Consider the following 22,631-nt stretch of genomic DNA (forward strand, 5'->3'; position numbering starts at 1 on the left):
GCGCCCGGCCCGCAAGCGTCTGCCCGCGATCCTCGCGTGCTGCGCCATGGCCGCGTTGGCCGTGCCGGCCGCCGCGCAGCTCGCGCGCAAGCCCTCGTTCTACGACGCGCAGAAGCGCGAGCCCGAGGCCGCATCGATCGTGCCGGCCGGCAGCACGGCCTCGCCCGTGCGCCCCGCCGGCGGCGCCTCGTCGCTGCCCGCGCTCGCCAGCCGCGCCGACTTCGACGCGCTCGCGCGCACCTACGACGCCGGCACGCCGATGGCGCTGCCGCACGTGCTGTTCGTGATCGACCGGCGCGCGAAGCCGGCGCCGCGCGTGTACTACCTCGACACGCCGCGCTGGCAGCTGCATGTGCGCTTCGTGCGCGACACCGGCCTGGCGCCCCACGCGGGCAAGCGCGAGATCGACCGCAACTACCTCGTGCCCGACCGCCGCTTCCTGTTCGGCACGCTGAGCTGGCAGCAGAACGTCGCGGGCTTCGGCTACGAATTCTGGGAAGGCGACCGCCTCACCGCGCCGCTGCTGCGCGAGGCCGACCGTGCGGTGAAGGCCAGCTTCTTCGCGCCCGTGAAGTTCAAGACCAACTCCACGCTGCACGAACGCGTGGCACGCGAGGCCGGCGTCGACTTCGTGACGCAGGAGGCGCTGATCCGCGAGCAACCCTACCTGCCGATGAACCTCGGCACGGCCAGCGGCCGGGTGCGCATCGTCGAGGACGAGGGCGCGGTCAACGCGCTGCTGCCCGAGGACATCGCGGTGCTGCGCCAGGTGCCGATCGCGCTGCCGCCGGTGGCGGGCGTGCTGACCGAGCGGCCGTCCACGGCGCTGTCGCACGTCAACCTGCTGGCCAAGGGCTGGGGCATTCCCAACGCCTACGTGCGCGACGCGGCCGAGGCGCTGCGCGCGCATGCGGGCCAGTGGGTGGCGCTCAAGGTCGCGGCCTCGGGCTACCAGGTGCGCCCGCTCACGCCCGAGGAGATCGCGGCACTGCCCACGCGCGCTGCGCGCACGGCCGCCATGGGCCGCGGTGCGGCCGCGCCGGGTGGCGCCGCGGCCGTGCGGCCCGACCTGCGCGAGGCGCGGCTGCTGCCGCTGGCTTCGCTGCGCGCTCGCCACAGCGCGCAGTGCGGCGTGAAGGCGGCCAACCTCGGCGCGCTGCAGGCCGCGCGCATCCCGTCGACCAGCGTGCCCGACGGCTTCTGCATCCCGTTCGCGCACTACGACCGCTTCATGCGCGCCAACGGCCTCGCCGAGCGCATCGCGCGCATGCAGCAAGCGCCGGGCTTCGCGGCCGATCCGCTGATGCGCCAGCGCGCGCTCGAGGCGCTGCGCGCCGAGATCGTGCAGTGGCCGGTCGATCCCGCCACCGCGGCCGCATGGCGCGCGGCCTGGCAGTCGCAGCTCGGCGGCGGCGGCGTGTTCGTGCGCAGCTCGTCCAACTCCGAGGACCTACCGGGCTTCAGCGGCGCCGGCCTCTACACCACCGTGCCCAACGTGAAGAGCGGCGACGCGCTCGAGCTCGCGGTGAAGAAGGTCTGGGCCTCGGTCTTCAATGCCGAGGCCTGGGAGGCGCGCGGCGCCGCGGGCTTCGGCGCCGAGTCGGTGCTGATGGGCGTGTTCGTGCAGACCGCGATCGATGCCACCAGCGCGGGCGTGATGATCACGCGCGACCCCTTCGACGCCGGCCATCCGCACGTCACCTACATCTCGGCCAAGCGCGGCATCGGCATCCGCGTGGTCGAGGGCCGGCGCGTGGCCGAGCAGCTCATGTACTCGAGCTGGTCGAAGGCGATCCAGGTGCTGAGCCGTTCGGCCGAGGACAGCGCGCTGCAGCTCGACAAGGACGGTGGCGTGAAGGAGGTGCCGCTGGAGGCCGGCCGCAGCGTGCTGACCGACGAACTCGTGGTGCGGCTCGCGAACGTCGGCGCGGCGGTCAAGCGCGGCTTCGGCGGCGTCGACCAGGACATCGAATGGGCCACCGTGGGCGAGCGCATCGTGCTGCTGCAGGCGCGGCCCTACGTCGAGCGCCGCCGCTGAAGCAGGGACCGGCGCCATGAACCTGCACCGCCTCGACCTGGTCTCGCTGTCGCTGTTCAACCTGGTGGTGCGCACCGGCAGCATCAGCAAGGGCGCCGAGCTCGCGCACCTCGCGGTGGGCGCGGCCAGCAAGCGCATCTCCGACCTCGAGGCGGCCGTGGGCACGCCGCTGCTCGAGCGCCATTCGCGCGGCGTCACGCTCACGGTGGCGGGCGATGCGCTGCACCGCCATGCGCAGCGCATCCTCGACGACGTCGACCAGCTCGCGGCCGACCTGTCCGACTACGCCTCGGGCGTGCTCGGCGTGGTGCGGCTGTGGGTCAACACCTCGGCCGTCACGCAGTTCCTGCCGCGCGGGCTGTCGGGCTTCGTGGCGGCCAATCCCGGCATCCGCATCGAGCTCGAGGAACGCAACAGCAGCGAGATCGTGCTCGCGGTGCTCGACGGCCGCGCCGACGCGGGCATCTTCGCGGAAGGCACGCCGAGCCTCGGGCTGCACCTCGTCAACTACCGCATCGACCGGCTGGTGATGGTGGTGCCGCGCGGCCATCCGCTCGCGCGCCGGCGCAGCGTGCGGCTCGAGGAGGCGACCGAGTACGACTTCGTGAGCCTGCCGGCCGAGACCTCGCTCGCGCAGCGGCTGCAGGCCGCGGCCGAGGCGCTGGGCCGGCGGCTGCGGCTGCGCATCCAGGTGCGCAGCTTCGATGCCGTGTGCCAGATGGTGGCGGCCGGCATGGGCGTGGCCGTGCTGCCGCACGCGGCGATCCAGCCGCACCTGCGCTCGATGGGCCTGCGCGAGATCGCGCTCGACGACGCCTGGGCCGAGCGCCGGCTGCTGATCGGCCTGCGCGACGCCGGCGTGGTGCCGCGCCACGTGCGCACCCTGATCGACCACCTCTGCCAGGGTTAACCCTCGGTCGCTTTCGCGTTCCGCGAAAGCTGCGTGCTCGCCTTTGTCGTTCTCCCGCGCGGCCGCGCTGCCCAGAATCCGGGCAACGAATGCGGCGTCGTGCTGGCGAGCCGCTCAGACAAAGGCTCCCATGGCTACCCCCACTTCCCTCCTCGACGACGACGGCGCCATCGTGCGCAAGGTCGCGTGGCGAATCATGCCGCTCATCATGGTGTGCTATCTCTTCGCCTTCTTCGACCGCATCAACATCAGCTTCGCCAAGTTCGCGCTGCAGAGCGACCTGGGCCTGAGCGACACCGCCTACGGCTTCGGTGCCGGCCTGTTCGTGGTCGGCTACGTGCTGTTCGAGGTGCCGAGCAACCTGATGCTCTACAAGGTCGGCGCGAGGCGCTGGATCGCGCGCATCATGGTCTCGTGGGGCGTGGCCACCGCACTCATGATGTTCGTGCAGACCGAGTGGCAGTTCTATGCGCTGCGCTTCGTGATCGGCGCGATGGAAGCGGGCTTCGCGCCCGGCGTGCTGTTCTACCTCACGCTGTGGTTCCCCGCCGCGCATCGCGGCCGCATCACCTCGATGCTGTTCCTGGCCTCGGCCTTCGCGGGCCTGTTCGGCGCGCCCGCCGCGGGCCTGGTGCTCGCGCACTTCGACGGCCTGCTCGGCATGGCCGGCTGGCACTGGCTGTTCCTGGTCGGCGGGCTGCCGTGCATCGTGCTCGGCCTGCTGGTGTTCGTGTTGCTGAAGGACCGCATCGAGGACGCGCGCTGGCTCACGCCCGGCGAGCGCACGCGCCTGTCGCAGCGCATCGCCGAGCAGGGCGGCGCGGCCGGCGCCCACGGCTCGCTGCTCGATGCGCTGAAGACGCCGGGCTTCCTCATGCTCGGGCTGATCTACTTCCTGATCCAGGTCGCGTCCTATGGCCTGAACTTCTGGGCTCCGCACCTGATCCGCGCCTCGGGCAGCACCGATCCCACGGCGATCGGCCTGCTGACGGCCGTGCCCTACCTGTGCGGCGCGATCGCGATGGTGGTGGTCGGGCGGCTGTCGGATCGCAGTGGCGAGCGCCGCCGCTTCGTGATCGCGCTGCTGCTGCTCGCGGCCATCGGCTTCTTCGCGGCCGGCCTGTTCGACCACCACACCGACCTGCTGGTGCTCGCGCTGGCCGTGATGGGCGCGGGCGTGATCGCCTCGATCCCGGCCTTCTGGGCGCTGCCGCCCAAGCTGGTGAGCGGGGCCGCCGCGGCCGGCGGCATCGCGCTGATCAACACGCTGGGCCAGCTCGGCGGCATCGTGAGCCCGGTGATGGTGGGCCGCATCAAGGACCTGAGCGACAGCACCACGCCTGCGCTCTACGTCATCGGCGCGCTGGCGCTGCTGTGCGCGGCGCTGCTGGCCTTCGCGCTGCCCGAATCGCTGCGCCGGCGCGAGCCGCGCCCGTCGGCCGCTTCACGTTCCCCCGCGAGCGGCGCGCTGCATGCGTCCGCCGTCGCCTTCGCGGAGAAAGCCTCCAAGCCATGAACCTTCCCCTGAGTCCCGGCGCGCTGCAAGGCCTGCGCGTCATCGAGATGGGCCAGCTGATCGCCGGCCCCTTCGCCGGCAAGACGCTCGGCGAATTCGGCGCCGACGTGATCAAGATCGAGCCGCCCGGCAGCGGCGACCCGCTGCGCAACTGGCGCCTGCTGCAGGACGGCACTTCGGTCTGGTGGCAGGTGCAGTCGCGCAACAAGCGCTCGCTGGCGCTCGACCTGCGCAGCGAGGAGGGCCAGCAGATCGCGCGCCGGCTGATCGCCGAGGCCGACGTGCTGATCGAGAACTTCCGCCCCGGCACGCTCGAGGGCTGGGGCATGGGCTACGAGGTGCTGCGCGAGCGCAACCCGGGCCTGGTGATGCTGCGCATCTCGGGCTACGGCCAGACCGGCCCCTACCGCGACCTGCCGGGCTTCGGCGCCATCGGCGAGGCCATGGGCGGGCTGCGCCACCTCACGGGCGAACCGGGCCGGGTGCCGGTGCGCTGCGGCATCTCGATCGGCGACACGCTGGCCGCGCTGCACGGCACCATCGGCGTGCTGACCGCGCTCTACCACCGCAAGGTCAACGGCGGCCAGGGCCAGGTCATCGACGTGGCGCTCAACGAGGCGGTGTTCAACGTGATGGAGAGCCTGGTGCCCGAGTACAGCGCCTTCGGCGCGGTGCGCGAGGCCGCGGGCAGCGCGCTGCCGGGCATCGCGCCCTCGAACGCCTACCGCTGCGCCGACGGCTACGTGCTGATCGCGGGCAACGGCGACAGCATCTTCCGCCGGCTCATGCAGAGCATCGGCCGCGACGACCTCGGCGCCGATCCCGCGCTCGCGAACAACGCGGGCCGCGTGGCGCGCGTGGCCGAGATCGACCAGGCGATCGAGGCCTGGACGCTGCCGCAGTCGGTGGCGACGGTGCTCGAGGTCCTCGGCGCGGCGCGCGTGCCCGCGGGCAAGGTCTACACCGCGAAGGACATCGCCGAGGACCCGCACTACCGCGCGCGCGGGATGCTGCTGCGCCAGTCCACGCGCGACGGCCACGAGATCGAGGTGCCCGGCGTGGTGCCCAAGCTCATGGGCACGCCGGGCACGGTGCGCTCCTCGGCGCCGCGGCTGGGCGACGACACCGACGCGGTGCTCGGCGAGATCGGATTCACATCGGAAGACATCGCCGCCTTGCGCGGCAGGAAGGTGGTTGCATGAACGACGCGGTCTGGAACGGAAGAACATTCGACGGCGATCGCCGCGTGCGGATGTGCGAGGTGGGCCTGCGCGACGGCCTGCAGGTCGAGGCGGCCTTCGTGCCGACCGGGGACAAGATCGCGCTGTGCAACGCGCTCTCGCGCGCGGGCATGGCGAAGATCGAGGTCTCGGCCTTCGTCTCGCCGCAGGCCATTCCCGCGCTGCGCGACGCCGAGGTGGTGCTGCGCGAGATCGAGCGCGTGGACGGCGTGGCCTACACCGCGCTGGTGCCCAACGTGCGCGGCGCCGAGCGCGCGATCGATGCGCGCGTGGACGAGATGAACCTCGTGATGTCGGCCAGCGAGAGCCACAACCTCGCCAACCTGCGCATGATGCGCGAGCAGTCGTTCCGCGCGCTGGCCGAGGTGGCGGCGCTCGCGCGCCAGGCCGGCGTGGCGGTCAATGTCTCGCTGTCGTGCAGCTTCGGCTGTCCGATCGAGGGCGACGTGCCCGAGGCCGGCGTGCTCGGCTGGTGCGAGCGCTTCGTCGAGGAGCTCGGCGCCGGCGGCGTCACGCTGTGCGACACCACGGGCATGGCCTGGCCCGGCCAGGTGCACGGGCTCGCGCGCGCCTTCCTGCAGCGCTGGCCCGGCACCGAGCTCACGCTGCACTTCCACAACACGCGCGGCATGGGGCTGGCCAACGTGCTGGCCGGCATCGACGCCGGCGCGCGCCGCTTCGATGCCTCGATCGGCGGCATCGGCGGCTGCCCCTATGCGCCGGGCGCCACCGGCAACGTCTGCAGCGAGGAGATCGTGCATGCGCTCGAGCTCTCGGGCTGGGACACCGGCGTCGACCTCGCGCGCGTGATCGATGCCGCGCGTCGGCTGCCGGCACTGATCGGCCACGACATCCCGAGCCAGATCGTCAAGGCCGGCCGCCGGCTCGACCTGCATGCGCCGCCCGCGGACTTCGAGGCCACGCGCGAACGCGCGCTGGCGCGCGAGGCCGCGCGCGCGCACTGAGACCGTTTCGCTTCGCTTCCCTTTCATCCACAAGACCAGGAGACATTCGCATGCAACCCCTTCGCTTCATCGCCGCGCTGGCCGCGGCCGCGCTGCTCGCCGGCCCGGCCCTGGCCCAGACCTATCCCTCCAAGCCGATCACGATGCTGGTGCCCACGGCCGCCGGCGGCACCACCGACATCGCGGGGCGCATGCTCGCCGACCCGCTGGGCAAGGCGCTGGGCCAGCCGGTGGTGGTCGACAACCGCGGCGGCGCCAGCGGCGTGATCGCGGCGGTGGCGGTCAAGCGCGCCGAGGCCGACGGCCACACGCTGCTGATGCAGTACTCGGGCTACCACGTGATCTCGCCCCACGTCACGAAGCAGAAGGCGCAATGGGTGCCCGAGGACTTCCGCGCCGTGGCCAACGTGCTGAGCGCGCCGCAGGTGGTGGTGGTGCGCGAGGGCCTGCCGGTGAAGAACATGGCCGAACTGATCGCCTATGCCAAGGCCAACCCCGGCAAGCTGACCTATGCCTCCTCGGGGCCGGGTTCGCTGCAGCACGTGACCGGCGCCATGCTCGAGCAGCAGGCCGGCATCCAGCTCACGCACATCCCCTACAAGGGCACCGGCCCGGCGCTGCAGGACCTGCTGGGCGCGCAGGTCGACATGACCTTCGGCACGCCGCCGCCGTTCATGCCCTTCATCCAGTCGGGCAAGCTGCGCGCGGTGGCCGTCACCGGCAAGGCGCGCGTGGCCTCGCTGCCGAACGTGCCGACCGCGGCCGAGGTCGGGCTGCCGAACCTCGACGCGACCTCGTGGTTCGCCGTGTTCGCGCCCGCGAAGACGCCGCAGCCCGTGATCGACAAGCTCAGCGCCGAGATCGCCAAGGTGGTGGCCACGCCGGCCTTCCAGCAGAAGGCCGCCGAGCTCGGCGCCACGGCCGACTACATGAACCCGCAGAAGCTCGCCGACTACAGCAAGGCCGAGTACCTGCGCTGGGGCAAGGTGGTCGAGGCCGCGAAGATCGAGGGCGAGTGAGACCGCGCGCATGGCGGCGGCCGGTGGTCGGCCGCCGCCATGCGTTTCCCCTCCGCCGTCGTCTTCCTCACTTGTAAAGCAGCTGCGGCAGCCACAGGCCGATCTGCGGCCACATGTAGAGCAGGAAGATCGCGAGGATCTGGATGCCCATGAAGGGCAGCATGCCGAGGAAGATCTGGTTCAGCGTGACATGCGGCGGGCTCACGCCCTTGAGGTAGAAGGCCGCCATCGCCACCGGCGGCGACAGAAAGGCGGTCTGCAGGTTCAGCGCCACCAGCAGGCCGAAGAACAGCGGATCGACGCCGAAGTTGTCGAGCAGCGGGATGAAGATCGGCATGAAGATCACGATGATCTCGGTCCACTCGAGCGGCCAGCCGAGCAGGAAGATGATCACCTGGCTCAGCAGCAGGAACTGCACCTTCGTGAGGTTCATGCTCAGCACCCATTCCTCGACCAGCGCCTGGCCGCCGAGCAGCGCGAAGGCGGCCGAGAAAATGGCCGAGCCCACGAACAGCCAGCACACCATCGCCGAGGTCTTGGCGGTGAGGAACACCGACTCCTTGAGCACCGCGAGGTTGAGCCGCCGGTAGGCCGCCGCCAGCAGCATGCCGCCGAGCGCGCCCATGGCCGCGGCCTCGGTGGGCGTGGCCAGGCCCATCACGATCGAGCCCAGCACCGAGAGGATCAGCAGCACCAGCGGGAAGAAGGAGGCCAGCAGCATCTTGAAGATCTCGAGCCGCGCGAAGCTCAGGAACAGGTAGAACAGCGCCGTGAGCGCGCCCAGCACCGAGAAGGTCGCGACCCACCAGGTGGGCGGCGGCTTGGTGGTGGCACCGGCCGGCGCGGTCTGCGCGGTCTCGGCGGCGGGCGCGGGCGCCGCCGGTGGTGCTTCGGCGCCCGGCGGTTCGGCGACGGCGCCGGCCGCGGGCTCCTCGCCCGGCGGTTCCTGCAGTCCGCCTTCGCTCGGCGGCTCCTGCAGGCCACCTTCGGCGGGAGGTTCCTGCAAGCCGCTCGAGCTGGCGCCGCTGCTGCTGCTTCGAGATGCACCGATCTCCTCGATGTCGTAGCGCGCCTCGGCCTCGACCGTGGTCACGGCCTTGTAGCTACCCAGCGCCAGCAGCGCATAGACGACGGCGGGCAGCGCCACGATGCCGAGCTGCCTGAGCACGTGCGAGAGCGGCACCTCGGCATTGCGCTTGCCCTTGAGCAGGCCCAGCAGCGCATGCGCCGACGGGCTGGCGGCGATCCGCTGCGTCAGCGGCGGCAGCGGCACCACGCGCTCGGCGGCCGACAGCGGCGGTGCCCACTGCGGCTTGAGCTTCGCGATCAGGATCACGTAGAGCACGTAGAGGCCGGCCAGCATCAGGCCCGGGAAGAAGGCGCCCGCGTAGAGCTGCACCACCGACACGCCGGCGGTGGCGCCATAGACGATCAGCAGCACCGAGGGCGGTATCAGGATGCCGAGGCAGCCGCCCGCCGTGATCGCGCCCGCGGCCAGCGGCACGCTGTAGCCGCCGCGCAGCATCGCGGGCAGCGCCAAGAGGCCCATCAGCGTGACCACCGCGCCGACGATGCCGGTGGCGGTCGCGAAGATGGTGCAGGTCACGAGCGTGGCGACCGCGAGCGCGCCCGGCAGCCGCGCGAGCGCGAGGTGCAGGCTCTTGAACAGCGACTCGATCAGGTTGGCGCGCTCGACCAGGTAGCCCATGAAGACGAACAGCGGCACGGCGATCAGCACGTCGTTGGCCATGGTCTTGTAGGCCGACTGCACCATCAGGTCGAGCGTGCGATGCCAGTCGCGCTCGTAGGCCAGGAAGGTGAAGAGCATGCCCATGCCCATCAGCGTGAAGGCGGTGGGGAAGCCCAGCATGATCGCCACCACCACGAGCGACAGCATCAAGAGGCCCAGGTGGCCGTTGGTGATGGTCTCGGCGCTCAGCAGCATGGCGGCGCCGGCGATCACGATCAGCGCCATGAAGGTGAGGCCGAACCAGAGTTCGCGGCGGATCTTCATCGCGCGCCCTCCCGTGCCTCGTTGGCGACCACCACGCGGTCGAGCGCGGCGATGTCGGCGTCCTTCACGTGCACCATCTCCTTGAGCTTCTCGACGTCGACCTCCTCGACGTCCTGCTCGCGCGAGGGCCAGGCGCCGTCGCGGATGCACTGCACGCAGCGGATGATCTCGACGATGCCCTGCAGGAGCAGCGTGAAGCCCGCGAGCGGGATGATGAACTTGAACGGGTACAGCGGCAGCGGCTCGGCCGAGAAGGTCTGCTCGCGGATCGCGAGCGCCTCGCTCGCGTAGATCCAGCCGGCCCAGGTCAGCGCGACGATGCCGGGCAGGAAGAAGACGATGTAGAGCACCAGGTCGACCAGCGCCTGCGTGCGCGGCATGAAGAAGCCGTAGAGCACGTCGCCGCGCACGTGGCCGTTCTTCGAGAGCGTGTAGGCCCCGGCGGTCATGAACATGGCGCCGTAGAGCATGATCTGCGCGTCGAGCACCCAGGCATGCGGCCGGTTGAGCACGTAGCGCGAGAACACCTCCCAGCTGATCAGCAGCGTGAGCAGCAGGGCACACCAGGCGAAAGTCTTGCCGATCCATGTCGAGAACCGGTCGACCGCCAACAGGAAGGATTGCATCGGGACGAACTCCTCGCCGGGCGCGGCGCGCGTCGTGCGCGGCCCGCGCCGGGCGAAATCGGGAATGAGAAGAGGGCACCCGCCTCGGGGTGCCCTCGCGTTCTTTCTCTGGCCGGAAGACCCGCTCAGGTCTTCTTCGCCTGCCGTCCGAAGTAGTGGTTGTAGGCCATCTTGAAATCGACCGAGTAGTCGTTCTGCCACTGGCCCGCGCGCTCGGCGAAGGCGCGCTGCGAGTCGAGCACCTTCTTGAACAGCGGGTTCTCGGCCGACTTCTTCGCGATGGTCTTGTCCCACGAGGCGAGCTGCGCGCGCAGCACCGAGTCGGGCGTCTTGTAGAACTTGATGCCGCTCTTCTTGAGCTCCTCGTAGTCCTTGGAGTTGCGGTCGATCGCCTTCCAGCTCATGTCGGCGCTCGCGGCCTGGGTCGCGTACTCGATCACGGCCTTGAGCTCGGGCGGCAGCGCGCGCAGCTTGGGGCCGTTCCACAGCACCTCGAACTGCTCGCCGCACTGGTGGAAGCTCTGCAGCATGCAGTTCTTGGCCACGTCGGGGAAGCCCAGCACGCGGTCGCTCGAGGCGTTGTTGAACTCGGCCGCGTCGATCAGGCCGCGGTCGAGCGCGGGCACGATCTCGCCGCCGGGCAGCGGGTTCACGGCCGCGCCCATGTCGGTGAACACGTCGACCGCGAGGCCCACGGTGCGGAACTTCAGGCCCTTCATGTCCTCGGCCTTGGCCACCGGCTTCTTGAACCAGCCCAGCGGCTGCGTGGGCATCGGGCCGTAGAGGTACGAGGCCACGTCGAGGTTGAGGCTCTTGTAGATCTCGTCCATCAGCGCCTTCCCGCCGCCGTAGGTGTGCCAGGCCAGGATCATGTTTGCGTCCATGCCGTAGCCCGGGCCCGAACCCCAGAGCGCGAGCGCGGAGTTCTTGCCGTACCAGTAGGCGACCACGCCATGACCGCCGTCGAGCGTGCCCTTGGCGACGGCGTCGAGCAGCTGGAAGGCCGGCACCACCGAGCCCGCGGGCAGCACCTCGATCTTGAGGCGGTTGCCGGCCATGTCGTTGACCTTCTTGGCGTAGTCCTGCGCGTACTCGTGGAAGATGTCCTTGGCCGGCCAGGTGCTCTGGAAGCGCAGGGTGGTGGTCTGGGCCATGGCGACCATCGGCGCCGACATGGCGCCCGCGGCCACCGCGGCGCCCTTGAGCAGGCTGCGGCGGCGGGTCGGTTTGCTGTCTGTCATGTTGTCTCTCTCCATAGGTCTGACTGGGGAAATCCCAGGCCGCCGTCTTGGAGTTATGGTTGACAGGCCCAAGCCGCCATCTTTGGCGCGCAGCAAAACACGACAAACAGGGTTTTCACGAACCGGTGAAAAATTCCACCATCCGGCGGCCACCGGGAACCGGTAAAGATGGCCGCCGCTTCGTGGGAACCCTCTTGCCATCGATCGAATTGGAAGGAATGCAGAAGATGACCGAACCCGTGGGTGAAAAAGGCTATGCCGGCGACGTGACGCCCGAGCAGGCGGCGCAGTGGATGGCCAGCGGCGAGGCCGTGCTGGTCGACGTGCGCACCGACGCCGAGCGCGAGTGGGTCGGCTTCGTGCCGGGCGCGGTGCCGCTGGCGTGGAAGCAGTGGCCGGGGATGGCGCTGAACCCGGGCTTCGACGAGGGCGTGCGCGCGGCTGGCGAGGGTGGGAAGAAGGTGGTGCTGCTGTGCCGCAGCGGGGTGCGTTCGATCGCGGCGGCGAAGCGGGCGACGGAGCTGGGGGTGGAGGCTTACAACATCCTCGAGGGGTTCGAGGGGAATCCGGACGAGAACGGGCACCGGGGTTTTATTGGGGGGTGGCGCAAGCGGGGGCTGCCCTGGAAGCAGAACTGAGCTGCTAAGGGGGCAGCAGATCGGGCCGGTGGGCGCGCAGCCAACCCTCGGCACCGGCCAGCAATTGCGCGGCCTGGTCGATGCAGGCCTGGAGCGCGGCATTGGAGATCGGGTCGCCCTCGTAGTCGCTCACGTTGCGTTGCCGGCGCAGCGCATCGAGCACGATGATGTCCGGTTGCGCCACGCCGATCGTCAGCCCCAGGCTCTGGATGGCCGTCTGGTGATGGCCCGGTTGGCTGGTGGCCGTGCGGTAGCCATTGGCCCACAGGCCCAGCATCGCGCATTGCATGATGCACTTGTAGGCCGCATCGAAGCGGTTGTCGGTGCTGACCTGTGCGACATGCGCGTCGGCCAGGTTGCGACGCGCCGCCTGAAGCAGCTTGGCGATGCCCGCGGCGTCAGGCTGATGGACCTGCAGCCGCCCGATCGCCTGCAAGTTCTGCAAGCTCATCCGCTCCTCCCTTCACGAGCAGTTTGGGTTTGGCGAGTATGTCGCCTGCGAAGGCATCGCCGGCGCGTGCGCGCCGTGCAAATTCCTCGGTTGTGTAGAGCACCGTGTTCACTTCGCGGCCCAGCGTCGCGTGCAGGGGGAACACCGCCTGCGCGAGCGTCATGAAGTCGACGCTGCCCAGCACGAGCAGGTCCACGTCGCTGCCCGGAGACGGCGTGCCGCGCGCGATCGAGCCGAACACCAGCGCGAACCGGATCTGCGCATCCAGCGGTGCCAGCGCTTCGCGCACGGCAGGCACCACGCCATGTGTCTTGCGAAACATCGCCGCGAGGTCCTCGAACAGGGGATGGCGGGTGTCGGCGTTGTAGCGCACCTGGTTGCCTTGTTCGCTGCGCTTGAGCAGGCCGGTGCGCGCCAGCTTGTCCACCTCGCGCGCGAGCGTGCCCGCATGGCTGTCGGTCAGGCGCGCCAGCTCGCGCAGATGGAATGCGGACTGCGGCTGCAGCAGCAGCACCGCCAGCACGCGCTGCCGCGCGGCGGGGAACAGCAGGTCCATCAAGGAAGAATCGTTGCTCATTGGGCGACGATTGTTGCTATTGAGGCGACATTCGGCAAGTCGTCGAGCCCAAGTAAAAAGGCCCGCGGGCAAGCCGCAGGCCTTTTCCTGTACGAGTCGCGAAAGATCAGTTCAACGGCGGAATCCGCAGCTTCTGCCCCGGATAGATCTTGTCCGGATGCGAAAGCATCGGCTTGTTGGCCTCGAAGATCGCGTTGTACTTGTTGGCGTCGCCGTAGTACTTCTTGGAGATGGCCGACAGCGTGTCGCCCTTGACCACGTCGTGGTACTGCGCGGGCGGTGCCGCGGGGGCGACCAGGTTGTTCTCCACGCTCGTCACGTTGGCCACGTTGCCGGCCGCGAGCGAGGCTTTCTCGCTGGCTTCCTGCGAGGGCGCGTTGCCCGCGAGCGTCACGATGCCGGTGCTCGCCGCATAGGTCACGGCGAGGTTCGTGAGGCCGAGGTTCTGCGTCTCGATGTAGGTCTTGATGGCGGCCGCGGCCTTGTCGTTGGCATCGGGTTCGGCCGCCTGGGCCGACGAGCCGCCGAACAGCTTCTCGCCCGCTTCCTTGATGAAACTCAGCAATCCCATGGTTCTCTCCTTGATCGGGTGGTCGATGGAATCCGCGAATGTAGCGGCGCGCCATGGGCGCCCCGCGTAGTCCCGGACCGCGATCGACAACACCGCGACAGCAGGAATAGTCACAAAGTCGCAATAATGCCGCGCATGTCCGCAGCCACCGCTCCCTTCCTCGCGATCGACATCGGCAACACGCGCCTCAAGTGGGCGCTCTACGATGCGGCTCGCCCCGGCGCCGCCCTGCTGGCGCAGGGTGCCGAGTTCCTCGATCACATCGAGCGGCTCGCCGACGGCCCCTGGGCCGATCTTCCATCGCCGTCGAGCATGCTCGGCTGCGTCGTGGCCGGCGACGCACTGCGCCGCCGTGCCGAGGAGCAGGTGGTCGAGCGCTTCGACTGCACGCCACGCTGGGTCATGCCCAGCCTCGCCGAGGCCGGCATCGTCAACGGCTACGACCATCCCACGCGCCTCGGCGCCGACCGCTGGGTCGCCATGATCGGCGCGCGCCACCGCATGCTGGGCGAAGGCGCGCCGCGGCCGATGGTGGTGGTGCTGATCGGCACCGCCGTCACCGTCGAGGCCGTCGATGCCGACGGCAAGTTCCTCGGCGGCCTGATCCTGCCGGGCCACGGCATCATGCTGCGCGCGCTCGAGTCGGGCACCGCGGGCCTGCACGTGCCCACCGGCGAGGTGCGCGAATTCCCCACCAACACCAGCGACGCGCTGACCAGCGGCGGCACCTACGCCATCGCCGGCGCGGTCGAGCGCATGGTGCAGCACGTGCGCTCGCACTGCGGCGCCGAGCCGGCCTGCTACATGACCGGCGGCGCGGGCTGGAAGATGGCGCCCGTGATGAACGGCCACTTCGAGCTGGTCGAGAGCCTGATCATGGACGGGCTGCTGGTGATCGCGCAGCAGCGCGCCGGCTGAGAAGGTGTGAATGAACCTGCTGCGCGCCCCGATCTCGCATCTGCGGTCCTCGCCGTACGTCGGTACGGCTCCGGTCCTCGACGCGACCTCGGGGCGCTCGCGACGGTTCCTTCACACCTTCTGAAGCTCGCCGCTCAGGCGCGCAGCAGCTGCGTCGCCGCGTGGATGAGCAGCCCCACGAGCCCGCCCACCAGCGTGCCGTTGATGCGGATGAACTGCAGGTCGCGCCCGATGTTGCGCTCGAGCTCGGCCGTCATCTCCACGGTGTTCCACTGCGCCACGCGCTCCACGATGTAGCGCCGGATGTCCTCGCGGTAGCGCTCGATCGCAAGCGGCGCCGCGGCCTCGATCTGCTCGTTGATCCAGCGCCGGATCGCTTCGTCGCCCTGCAGGCGCTGGCCGAGCGCGGCGGCCATCGAGGCGATGCGCCGGCGGATCGTCGAATCGCCGCGGCCGAGGTCCTCGTGCAGCCAGGCCAGCAGCTCGCCCCACAGCCCGTGCAGGTAGTCGCCCAGCGCCGGGTGCGCGATCAGCTCGGCGCGGATGCGCTCGCCGCGCGCATGGAACTCGGGGTCGTGCTGCAGCCGCACGATGAAGTCGTCGACGAAATGATCGAAGCGCCGCCGCATGGGGTGTTCGGGCTCGGCCGCGAGCTCGGCGATGGTGTGGGCCACGGCCGCCACGATCTTGCGCGTGGCCAGGCGCGCCGCCACCTGGTCGAGGCCCACGAAGCGCAGCGTCTTGATCTCGCGCGCGATCGCCTCCGTGATGTGCGCCTGCACCTCCTCGCCGTCGAGCACGCCCGCGATCTGTTCGAGCACCCCGTCGAGCAGCGCCTGGTGGCGCCCGCCCGCGGTCAGCGCACCCAGCGTCTGGCCCATGAGCTGCGACAGGTCGATCTTCTCGAGCCCGGCCGCGGCGGCCTTGCCGATGAAGTCGCGCACGCGCGCGTCGTCGAAGGCCGAGAGCCCGTAGCGCGTGGCCGCCACGCCCCATTCGCCGAGCCGCTCGCCGCTGGCCGGCCGCGCGAGCCATTCGGCCATGCGGCCGGCCGGATCGAACTCGCGCAGCTTCGCGAGCACCTGCGCGGTGCTCAGGAAGTTGTTGCAGATGAAGCCCGCGAGCTTGGCGCCGATGCGGTCCTTGTTGCTCGGGATGATCGCGGTGTGCGGGATCGGCAGCCCCAGCGGATGGCGGAACAGCGCCACCACCGCGAACCAGTCGGCGATGGCGCCGACCATCGCGGCCTCGGCGAAGGCCGCGAGGTAGCCGAGCACCGGATGCCGGTCGTGCAGCACCGTGGCGACCGCATAGAGCGCCGCGGCGGCGCACAGCAGGCCCAGCGCCACGCGCTTCATGCGCCGCAGCGCGTCGTCGCCCTCGGCGGCCGGGGTCGTCAACGCAGCCTGTTCAGCCGATGGCCGGCGAGGACGCCAGGCGGTGCATGAAGAGTTCGCAGCGTGCGAGCTGCTCGAGGCTCACGTACTCGTCGGGCTGGTGCGCCTGCTCGATGCTGCCGGGGCCGCACACCACGGTGGGGATGCCGGCGTTCTTGAACAGGCCCGCCTCGGTGCCGAAGGCCACCAGCGTGGTGCGCTCCTCGCCCGAGAGCCGCTGGGCGAGCTTGGTGATCGCGTCGTTCGCGCTGCCGAGGAAGCTCGGGATCTCGCAGATGGTGTCGAAGCTGAAGCCGGCGTCGGGCGCGACCTTCTTCATCGCCGGCTCGAGCGAGCCCGCATAGGCCAGCACCTCCTGCTGCATGCGCTTCGCGTCGGCCGTCGGCAGGTCGCGGAACTCGTAGCGGAACTCGGCGTCGCGCGGCACCACGTTGTCGGCGATGCCGCCGTGGAACTGGCCCACGCTGGCGGTGCTGAAGGGCACGTCGAAGCCCTCGTAGCGCGGCTCGTCGCGCTCGAAGCCCTCGGCCATGTCGCGCACCTTGCCGATCACGCGCGCGGCCATCTCGATGGCGTTGACCGACTTCGGCGTGAGCGAGGAGTGCGCCTCCTTGCCGCGCACGCAGCACCGGTAGCGGTACACGCCCTTGTGCGCGATGGCCGGCACCATGCTCGTGGGCTCGCCCACGATGCAGGCCAGCGGCTTGATGCCCGCGTCGCGCATGTCTGCGATCAGCTCCTTCACGCCGAAGCAGCCGATCTCCTCCTCGTAGCTGAAGGCGAAGTGCACCGCGAAAGGCGCCTCGCTCGCGAGGAAGCGCTCGGCGTTGGCCAGCGCCACCGCGATGAAGCTCTTCATGTCGGCCGAGCCGCGGCCGTACAGGCGCCCGTCGCGCACCGTGGCCGAGAGCGGATCGACGCTCCAGTCCTGCCCGTCCCAGGGCACCGTGTCGGTGTGGCCCGAGACGATCACGCCGGCCGGCTTGCCTTCGCCCAGCGTGGCGAACAGGTTCGCCTTGGTGCGTTCGGCGTTGTAGGTGATGCGGCTCTTGACGCCCAGGGCCGCGAGATGCGACTGGGCCAGCTCGATCAGCTGGAGGTTGCTGTTGGCGCTGATGGTGTTCATGCGCACCAGGGCCTGGGCCAGTTCCAGGCTGCGGGGGGAAAGCGTGAGGGACATGCGGCGCATTGTCCCGGAACTCGGCGCCGGAGGCTTCAGAAAGCGGTCGGATGGCCGCCGCTGTCGGTCTCCGACACCTTGAGGCGCGCGAGCTCGTCGCGCAGCCAGCCGCCCGCCCGGCCCAGCGGGCGCGCCTTGTTCCACAGCAGGTCGACGCCCAGCAGCCAGTCGGTGTGCGGGTAGGCCTCGAGCTGCAGCTCGACCAGCTCGCCCGCGGCCAGTTCGCGCCGCACCAGCAGGCGCGGCAGCGTGGCCCAGCCCAGGCCCGCGTGCGTCATCTCGAGCAGCGCGAGGTAGCTCTCGGCGCGCCAGCAGCGCGTGGCGTCGAGGTACTCGGTGGTGGGCAGCCGCTCGCTGTGCGCGCTGAAGGCGAGCCGGCGGTGCCGGTGCAGCTCGCCGAAGCTCACCGTGGGCAGGGCCGCGAGCGGATGCGTGCGCGCCGCGACGTGCGCCATCACCAGCTTGCCCATCTGCACGAACGCCAACTCGCGCGCATAGCCGGGCTGCGCGAAGCCGATGCCCAGCTGCGCCTCGCCCTGGCGCACCAGCACGCTGACGTCGCCGTGCAGCGGATGCCGCACCTCGAGGTCGACATGCGGGAAGCGCTCGGCGAAGGCCGAGAACACCGGCATCAGCACGTTGTAGGGGATCTCGATCGCCAGCGTGAGGCTGGGCTCGACCGCGTCGGCGAGGCTTTGCGCATGGCCCTCGAGCGCGAGGCAGCGGTCGAGCACGCCGTGGGCCTCGCGCAGCAGGCGGCGGCCGGCCTCGGTCAGCGCGGGAATCTTGGTCGCGCGGTCGAACAGCGCCACGCCGAGGTCGACCTCGAGGTTGCCGATGGCCGCGCTCACGGTCGATTGCGTCTTGCCGAGCTGACGTGCCGCCGCCGAGAAGGAACCTGCGCGCGCCACGGCCGCCAAGGTCTCGAGTTGGTCCAGCGAATAGCGCACGGTCCGTCTTCCATCGAAAAAAACGATCGATATTAACTTTGACCCATGACGGAGGGAATCGATCATCCGGCCGCGACCCGACCCACAACACCAACGCGGAGACTTTTCGATGACCCCTTCTTCCGGCGTCCACCCCGTGGACGAAGTGCTGCCCCCGCAGCAGATGGCCAGCTACGGCCTGCAGCACGTGCTGGTGCTCTACGCGGGCGCGGTGGCGGTGCCGCTGATCCTGGGCGGCGCGCTCGGCCTCACGCCCGCGCAGGTCGTGACCCTGATCAACGCCAACCTGCTGACCTCGGGCATCGCCACCCTGATCCAGACCCTGGGCTTCTGGAAGTTCGGCGCGCGGCTGCCGCTGGTGCAGGCCTGCTCGTTCATCGCGCTGGCGCCGATGATCATGATCGGCAAGGAATACGGGCTGCCGCACGTGTTCGGCGCCGTCATCGCGGGCGGCGCGATCACGGTGCTGCTGGCACCGGCCATCAGCCGGCTGCTGCGCTTCTTCCCGCCGGTGGTGATCGGCAGCCTGATCACCGTGATCGGCATCTCGCTGATGCCGGCCGCCGCGATCTGGCTCGGCGGCGGCAACCCCGACGCGCCCGACTTCGGCAGCGCGCCGAACCTGCTGCTGGGCCTCGCCACCGTCGCCATCACGCTGGGCATCTATGCGCGCTTCGGCGGCTTCGTCGGCAACCTCGCGGTGCTGCTCGGGCTGGTGGCGGGCACGGCGATTGCTGCGGTCTTCGGGCTCACCGATTTCGCGCAGGTGGGCCACGCGGCATGGTTCGAATTCAGCGCGCCCTTCGCCTTCGGCCTGCCCGCGTTCGGGCTGGCACCGATCCTGATCATGACGCTCGCGATGATGGTCATCATGGCCGAGACCACCGGCAACTGCCTGGCCATCGGCCAGATCGTCGGCCGCCCCGCGACGCCGGCCACGCTCGGCAACGCCTTCCGCGCCGACGGGCTGTCGACCATGATCGGCGGCGTCTTCAACAGCTTTCCGTACAACGCCTTCACGCAGAACACCGGGCTGATCGCGCTGTCGGGCATCAGGAGCCGCTACGTGGTGGCCTCGGCCGGCGCGATCATGGTGCTCATGGGGCTGTTTCCCAAGCTCGGTGCCCTGATCGCCTCGGTGCCGCGGCCGGTGCTCGGCGGCTGCGCGATCGTGATGTTCGGCATGACCACGGTGGCGGGCATCCAGGAACTCTCGCGCGTGCGCTTCGAGGGCACGCGCAATGCGATCGTGGTGGCGGTGTCGGTCAGCGTGGGCGTGCTGCCGATGTCGTTCCCGGCGCTGTTCGCGCAGGCCGCCGGGCCGCTCAAGCTGGTGCTCGAGAGCGGCATCTTCCTGGCCGCGATCACGGCGGTGCTGCTGAACCTGCTGCTCAACCGCGGTGCCGCCGAGCAGGAAGCGCCGGCGGCCGCGACCCACTGATCCCAGACCTTCACAATGAATTCGACCGACATGAACACACCTCCCTCCCTCTCTGCGCGCGACCTCGAACTGCTGCGCATGACGATCGCGCTGTCCGAGGAATCGAAGGCCCGCGGCCGCCATCCCTTCGCCGCGCTGGTGGCGAACGAGCATGGCGAGGTCGTCGTCACGGCCGGCAACAACTCGATGCCGCCCGAGGGCGATCCCACGCAGCATGCCGAGCTGGTCGCGGCCGCGCAGGCGGCGCGGCTGCTCGCGCCCGAAGCGCTCGCGCGCTGCACGCTCTACACCAGCGCCGAGCCCTGCTGCATGTGCGCCGGCGCGATCTACTGGACCAACATCGGCCGCGTGGTCTATGCGCTGTCGGAGCACGCACTGCTCGGCCTCACGGGCGACCATCCGGAAAACCCGACCTTTTCGCTGCCCTGCCGCGAGGTTTTCGTGCGCGGCCAGCGGCCCATCGAAGTGATCGGACCGCTGCTCGAGGACGAGGCCGCCGCGCCGCACCATGGCTTCTGGCAGAACGGCCACTGAAGCCCCGGGGATCGGGTGTTTTCCGACGTGCCCGGAAATGCCTTAGTGGATAGACTGGCGTTTTGAGAGCAAGCCATGAAACTCATCGATTCGCTCGTCACGCAGGCGGCCGGCATCGCCGCCGTCCGACGTGACCTCCACGCCCACCCCGAACTCTGCTTCGAAGAAGTCCGCACCGCCGACGTGGTCGCGGGCAAGCTCACCGAATGGGGCATCCCGATCCACCGCGGCCTCGGCACGACCGGCGTGGTGGGCATCGTCAAGAACGGCACCAGCAACCGCGCGGTCGGCCTGCGTGCCGACATGGATGCGCTGCCGGTCACCGAGCTCAACACCTTCGCGCATGCGAGCAAGCACCACGGCAAGATGCACGCCTGCGGCCACGACGGCCACACGGCGATGCTGCTTGCCGCGGCGCAGCATCTGGCGAAGCACCGCAACTTCGACGGCACCGTCTACCTGATCTTCCAGCCGGCCGAGGAGGGTGGCGGCGGCGCGCGCGAGATGATCAAGGAGGGGCTGTTCGAGCAGTTCCCGATGGACGCCGTGTTCGGCATGCACAACTGGCCCGGCATGAAGGCCGGCCAGTTCGCGGTGAGCCCGGGCCCGGTGATGGCCTCGGGCAACAAGTTCTACGTCAACGTGGTGGGAAAGGGCGGCCATGCGGCGCTGCCGCAGACCGGCATCGACCCGGTGCCGATCGCCTGCGAGATCGTGCAGGCCTTCCAGACCATCCTCACGCGCAAGATGAAGCCGACCGACTCGGCCGTGATCTCGGTCACCACCATCCATGCCGGCGAAACCAACAACGTGATCCCCGACAACTGCGAGCTGTCGGGCACGGTGCGCACCTTCTCGCTCGAGGTGCTCGACATGATCGAGGCGCGCATGAAGCAGATCTGCGACCACATCTGCGCGGCGCACGACGCGACCTGCGAGTTCCGCTTCGAGCGCTACTACCCGCCCACCATCAACACCGAGGCCGAGGCCGACTTCGCGCGCCGCGTGATGGGCGGCATCGTCGGTCCCGAGAACGTGCTCAAGCAGGAAGCCGCCATGACCTCGGAGGACTTCGCCTTCATGCTGCAGGCCAAGCCCGGCGCCTATGCCTTCATCGGCAACGGCGACGGCGCGCACCGCGACGTGCACCACGGCGAGGGCCCGTGCACGCTGCACAACGCCAGCTACGACTTCAACGACGACCTGATCCCGCTGGGCGCCACCTGCTGGGTGCAGATCGCCGAGCAGTTCCTCGCCACCGGCGCCGTGCAGAAATGATCGGCATCGGCGAGGCATTCGCGCCGCGCTATGCGCAGGCGCGCCAGAAATTCCTGCAGGCCTGCCTGAGCGCGGGCCTGACCGTGGAACCCCACCTGCTGCCGATGCGCGGGCGCGACGGCGAGGAACTCTCGTGCGACGTGGCCTTCGACGGCGCGCCCGACGCCGACCGGCTGCTGATCCTCAGCAGCGGCTGCCACGGCGTGGAAGGCCACTGCGGCAGCGGCGTGCAGGTGTTCGCGCTGCACGACGCCGAGTGGCGCGAGAAGGCGCGCTCGGCCGGCGTGGCGGTGCTCTACGTGCATGCGCTCAATCCGCACGGCTTCTCGTTCGGCCGCCGTGTGACGCAGGAGAACGTCGACCTGAACCGCAACTTCGTCGACTTCACGCAGCCGCTGCCGGTCAATGCCGCCTATGCCGAGCTGCATGCGCTGCTGGTGCCCGACACCTGGCCGCCCACGGCCGAGAACCAGGCCGCGGTCCAGGCCTGGATCGAGAAGAACGGCATCGGTGCCTACCAGACCGCGGTGAGCGGCGGCCAGTACCAGTTCGAGGACGGCCTGTTCTTCGGCGGCAAGGCCCCGACCTGGAGCCACCGGATGATCCGCGCCGTGCTGCGCCGCCATACGCGGCGCACGCGCCGGCTGGCCTGGATCGACCTGCACACCGGCCTGGGCCCGAACGGCATCGGCGAGCGCATCTTCGCCTGCCGCGACGACAAGATCGCCTACGAGCGCGCCAACGCCTGGTGGGGCAACGGTGCCGGCCAGGCCGACGCGGCGCCCGTCACCTCGATCTACGACGGCTCCTCGACCTCGGCGCTGCTGCGCGGCCTGATGTGGGATGCCGTCTACGACGAATGCCCGCAGGCCGAGTACACCGGCATCGCGATGGAGTACGGCACGGTGCCGGTGCTCGACGTGCTGACCGCGCTGCGCGGCGACCACTGGCTGCATCGCCATCCCGAGGCGCCGGCCGACCTGTCGGACGCGATCCGCCGGCGCACGCTCGAGGCCTTCTACACCGACACCGATGCCTGGCGCGGCCAGATCGTGAGCCAGGCGCGGCAGGCCATGTTCCAGGCCGCCGACGGGCTCAGCGGGCGCTGAGCCGCTCGAGGCGGGCG

The 22,631-nt window shown here is 70.1% G+C and carries 21 protein-coding genes; 12 read left to right on the top strand and 9 right to left on the bottom strand.

Translation table 11 applies throughout. The annotated features are described in order from the left end of the window. Positions 1 to 46 precede the first annotated feature (46 nt). The 6 genes from ACEN9J_RS22780 (at position 47) to ACEN9J_RS22805 (ending at position 7,689) form a co-directional block, all read left to right on the top strand. Positions 47 to 2,038, top strand: a complete 1,992-nt coding sequence (locus ACEN9J_RS22780; RefSeq protein WP_413762129.1) for a PEP/pyruvate-binding domain-containing protein — start codon at positions 47 to 49, stop codon at positions 2,036 to 2,038. A gap of 16 nt (positions 2,039 to 2,054) precedes the next feature. Further along, entirely contained in the window at positions 2,055 to 2,948 is an 894-nt protein-coding gene (locus tag ACEN9J_RS22785; RefSeq protein ID WP_093354172.1) for a LysR family transcriptional regulator, read from the top strand. A 130-nt stretch (positions 2,949 to 3,078) separates the two neighbouring features. Further along, complete coding sequence (locus ACEN9J_RS22790; RefSeq protein WP_413762130.1) at positions 3,079 to 4,464, top strand: MFS transporter; 1,386 nt, start codon at positions 3,079 to 3,081, stop codon at positions 4,462 to 4,464. Further along, positions 4,461 to 5,666, top strand: coding sequence for a CaiB/BaiF CoA transferase family protein (locus ACEN9J_RS22795; protein WP_261212301.1), 1,206 nt, complete (start codon positions 4,461 to 4,463; stop codon positions 5,664 to 5,666). Before ACEN9J_RS22790 ends, ACEN9J_RS22795 begins: the two co-directional genes overlap by 4 nt. Continuing rightward, on the top strand, positions 5,663 to 6,670 hold the full coding sequence (locus ACEN9J_RS22800) for a hydroxymethylglutaryl-CoA lyase (protein WP_413762131.1): 1,008 nt from the start codon (positions 5,663 to 5,665) through the stop codon (positions 6,668 to 6,670). Before ACEN9J_RS22795 ends, ACEN9J_RS22800 begins: the two co-directional genes overlap by 4 nt. A 50-nt stretch (positions 6,671 to 6,720) precedes the next feature. After that, positions 6,721 to 7,689, top strand: coding sequence for a Bug family tripartite tricarboxylate transporter substrate binding protein (locus tag ACEN9J_RS22805; RefSeq protein ID WP_413762132.1), 969 nt, complete (start codon positions 6,721 to 6,723; stop codon positions 7,687 to 7,689). A 67-nt stretch (positions 7,690 to 7,756) separates the two neighbouring features. Here ACEN9J_RS22805 and ACEN9J_RS22810 read toward each other — a convergent pair whose 3' ends face one another. The 3 genes from ACEN9J_RS22810 to ACEN9J_RS22820 all read right to left on the bottom strand — a co-directional run bounded on the left by ACEN9J_RS22810 (position 7,757) and on the right by ACEN9J_RS22820 (position 11,570). Then, on the bottom strand, positions 7,757 to 9,703 hold the full coding sequence (locus ACEN9J_RS22810; RefSeq protein ID WP_057592568.1) for a TRAP transporter large permease: 1,947 nt from the start codon (positions 9,701 to 9,703) through the stop codon (positions 7,757 to 7,759). Then, complete coding sequence (locus tag ACEN9J_RS22815; protein ID WP_057592567.1) at positions 9,700 to 10,329, bottom strand: TRAP transporter small permease subunit; 630 nt, start codon at positions 10,327 to 10,329, stop codon at positions 9,700 to 9,702. The genes ACEN9J_RS22810 and ACEN9J_RS22815 overlap by 4 nt, the downstream gene beginning before the upstream one ends. 125 nt (positions 10,330 to 10,454) lie before the next feature. Then, the gene (locus ACEN9J_RS22820) at positions 10,455 to 11,570 is read right to left on the bottom strand and encodes a TRAP transporter substrate-binding protein (protein ID WP_413762133.1); all 1,116 of its coding nucleotides are present in this window, start codon (positions 11,568 to 11,570) and stop codon (positions 10,455 to 10,457) included. Between the two features lie 227 nt (positions 11,571 to 11,797). Between ACEN9J_RS22820 and ACEN9J_RS22825 the strand changes: the two genes are divergently transcribed. Continuing rightward, entirely contained in the window at positions 11,798 to 12,208 is a 411-nt protein-coding gene (locus ACEN9J_RS22825; protein ID WP_057592565.1) for a rhodanese-like domain-containing protein, read from the top strand. 4 nt (positions 12,209 to 12,212) lie between these two features. Here the strand turns inward: ACEN9J_RS22825 and ACEN9J_RS22830 are convergent, their stop codons facing one another. From ACEN9J_RS22830 to lysM, 3 genes are all read right to left on the bottom strand, one after another. Continuing rightward, the gene (locus ACEN9J_RS22830) at positions 12,213 to 12,659 is read right to left on the bottom strand and encodes a hypothetical protein (RefSeq protein WP_057592564.1); all 447 of its coding nucleotides are present in this window, start codon (positions 12,657 to 12,659) and stop codon (positions 12,213 to 12,215) included. Beyond that, entirely contained in the window at positions 12,607 to 13,215 is a 609-nt protein-coding gene (locus ACEN9J_RS22835; protein WP_413762134.1) for a nucleotidyltransferase domain-containing protein, read from the bottom strand. The genes ACEN9J_RS22830 and ACEN9J_RS22835 overlap by 53 nt, the downstream gene beginning before the upstream one ends. Positions 13,216 to 13,342: 127 nt before the next feature. Next, the gene (lysM, locus tag ACEN9J_RS22840) at positions 13,343 to 13,807 is read right to left on the bottom strand and encodes a peptidoglycan-binding protein LysM (protein WP_413762135.1); all 465 of its coding nucleotides are present in this window, start codon (positions 13,805 to 13,807) and stop codon (positions 13,343 to 13,345) included. 135 nt (positions 13,808 to 13,942) lie between these two features. Here lysM and ACEN9J_RS22845 point away from each other — a divergent pair, with 135 nt between their 5' ends. Continuing rightward, a complete protein-coding gene (locus ACEN9J_RS22845; protein ID WP_057592596.1) occupies positions 13,943 to 14,725 on the top strand; it encodes a type III pantothenate kinase in 783 nt (260 codons plus the stop codon). 134 nt (positions 14,726 to 14,859) lie between these two features. Here the strand turns inward: ACEN9J_RS22845 and ACEN9J_RS22850 are convergent, their stop codons facing one another. The 3 genes from ACEN9J_RS22850 to ACEN9J_RS22860 are packed head-to-tail and all read right to left on the bottom strand — an operon-like array spanning position 14,860 to position 18,252. Continuing rightward, entirely contained in the window at positions 14,860 to 16,125 is a 1,266-nt protein-coding gene (locus tag ACEN9J_RS22850) for a DUF445 domain-containing protein (RefSeq protein WP_413762136.1), read from the bottom strand. Positions 16,126 to 16,135: 10 nt separating this feature from the next. Further along, positions 16,136 to 17,302: an acetylornithine deacetylase gene (gene argE / locus ACEN9J_RS22855; RefSeq protein WP_296735922.1), complete on the bottom strand. Its 1,167-nt coding sequence runs from the start codon at positions 17,300 to 17,302 to the stop codon at positions 16,136 to 16,138. A gap of 35 nt (positions 17,303 to 17,337) precedes the next feature. Next, complete coding sequence (locus ACEN9J_RS22860) at positions 17,338 to 18,252, bottom strand: LysR family transcriptional regulator (RefSeq protein ID WP_057592561.1); 915 nt, start codon at positions 18,250 to 18,252, stop codon at positions 17,338 to 17,340. Between the two features lie 109 nt (positions 18,253 to 18,361). On the opposite strand from ACEN9J_RS22860, the gene ACEN9J_RS22865 reads away from it, so the two are divergent. From ACEN9J_RS22865 to ACEN9J_RS22880, 4 genes are all read left to right on the top strand, one after another. Then, positions 18,362 to 19,693 (top strand): nucleobase:cation symporter-2 family protein, encoded by a 1,332-nt coding sequence (locus ACEN9J_RS22865; RefSeq protein WP_057592560.1) that lies wholly within the window; start codon positions 18,362 to 18,364, stop codon positions 19,691 to 19,693. 30 nt (positions 19,694 to 19,723) lie between these two features. Continuing rightward, complete coding sequence (locus ACEN9J_RS22870; protein WP_412179375.1) at positions 19,724 to 20,227, top strand: deaminase; 504 nt, start codon at positions 19,724 to 19,726, stop codon at positions 20,225 to 20,227. A gap of 75 nt (positions 20,228 to 20,302) precedes the next feature. Next, entirely contained in the window at positions 20,303 to 21,505 is a 1,203-nt protein-coding gene (locus ACEN9J_RS22875; protein ID WP_057592558.1) for a M20 aminoacylase family protein, read from the top strand. Further along, positions 21,502 to 22,614: a M14 family metallopeptidase gene (locus tag ACEN9J_RS22880; RefSeq protein ID WP_413762137.1), complete on the top strand. Its 1,113-nt coding sequence runs from the start codon at positions 21,502 to 21,504 to the stop codon at positions 22,612 to 22,614. The genes ACEN9J_RS22875 and ACEN9J_RS22880 overlap by 4 nt, the downstream gene beginning before the upstream one ends. Positions 22,615 to 22,631 lie beyond the last annotated feature (17 nt).

It is taken from the genome of Variovorax sp. Varisp41, from assembly GCF_047325085.1.
GTDB lineage: Bacteria > Pseudomonadota > Gammaproteobacteria > Burkholderiales > Burkholderiaceae_C > Variovorax.

Excerpts from the sequence above, each read along its gene's own strand:
- ACEN9J_RS22815 (WP_057592567.1), bottom strand. The coding sequence starts at position 10,329 with ATGCAATCCTTCCTGTTGGCGGTCGACCGGTTCTCGACATGGATCGGC.
- ACEN9J_RS22880 (WP_413762137.1), top strand. The coding sequence starts at position 21,502 with ATGATCGGCATCGGCGAGGCATTCGCGCCGCGCTATGCGCAGGCGCGC.
- lysM (WP_413762135.1), bottom strand. The coding sequence starts at position 13,807 with ATGGGATTGCTGAGTTTCATCAAGGAAGCGGGCGAGAAGCTGTTCGGC.
- ACEN9J_RS22800 (WP_413762131.1), top strand. The coding sequence starts at position 5,663 with ATGAACGACGCGGTCTGGAACGGAAGAACATTCGACGGCGATCGCCGC.
- ACEN9J_RS22830 (WP_057592564.1), bottom strand. The coding sequence starts at position 12,659 with ATGAGCTTGCAGAACTTGCAGGCGATCGGGCGGCTGCAGGTCCATCAG.
- ACEN9J_RS22810 (WP_057592568.1), bottom strand. The coding sequence starts at position 9,703 with ATGAAGATCCGCCGCGAACTCTGGTTCGGCCTCACCTTCATGGCGCTG.
- ACEN9J_RS22795 (WP_261212301.1), top strand. The coding sequence starts at position 4,461 with ATGAACCTTCCCCTGAGTCCCGGCGCGCTGCAAGGCCTGCGCGTCATC.
- ACEN9J_RS22825 (WP_057592565.1), top strand. The coding sequence starts at position 11,798 with ATGACCGAACCCGTGGGTGAAAAAGGCTATGCCGGCGACGTGACGCCC.
- ACEN9J_RS22820 (WP_413762133.1), bottom strand. The coding sequence starts at position 11,570 with ATGACAGACAGCAAACCGACCCGCCGCCGCAGCCTGCTCAAGGGCGCC.
- ACEN9J_RS22785 (WP_093354172.1), top strand. The coding sequence starts at position 2,055 with ATGAACCTGCACCGCCTCGACCTGGTCTCGCTGTCGCTGTTCAACCTG.
- ACEN9J_RS22870 (WP_412179375.1), top strand. The coding sequence starts at position 19,724 with ATGAACACACCTCCCTCCCTCTCTGCGCGCGACCTCGAACTGCTGCGC.
- ACEN9J_RS22790 (WP_413762130.1), top strand. The coding sequence starts at position 3,079 with ATGGCTACCCCCACTTCCCTCCTCGACGACGACGGCGCCATCGTGCGC.
- ACEN9J_RS22845 (WP_057592596.1), top strand. The coding sequence starts at position 13,943 with ATGTCCGCAGCCACCGCTCCCTTCCTCGCGATCGACATCGGCAACACG.
- ACEN9J_RS22835 (WP_413762134.1), bottom strand. The coding sequence starts at position 13,215 with ATGGACCTGCTGTTCCCCGCCGCGCGGCAGCGCGTGCTGGCGGTGCTG.
- argE (WP_296735922.1), bottom strand. The coding sequence starts at position 17,302 with ATGTCCCTCACGCTTTCCCCCCGCAGCCTGGAACTGGCCCAGGCCCTG.
- ACEN9J_RS22780 (WP_413762129.1), top strand. The coding sequence starts at position 47 with ATGGCCGCGTTGGCCGTGCCGGCCGCCGCGCAGCTCGCGCGCAAGCCC.
- ACEN9J_RS22875 (WP_057592558.1), top strand. The coding sequence starts at position 20,303 with ATGAAACTCATCGATTCGCTCGTCACGCAGGCGGCCGGCATCGCCGCC.
- ACEN9J_RS22805 (WP_413762132.1), top strand. The coding sequence starts at position 6,721 with ATGCAACCCCTTCGCTTCATCGCCGCGCTGGCCGCGGCCGCGCTGCTC.
- ACEN9J_RS22865 (WP_057592560.1), top strand. The coding sequence starts at position 18,362 with ATGACCCCTTCTTCCGGCGTCCACCCCGTGGACGAAGTGCTGCCCCCG.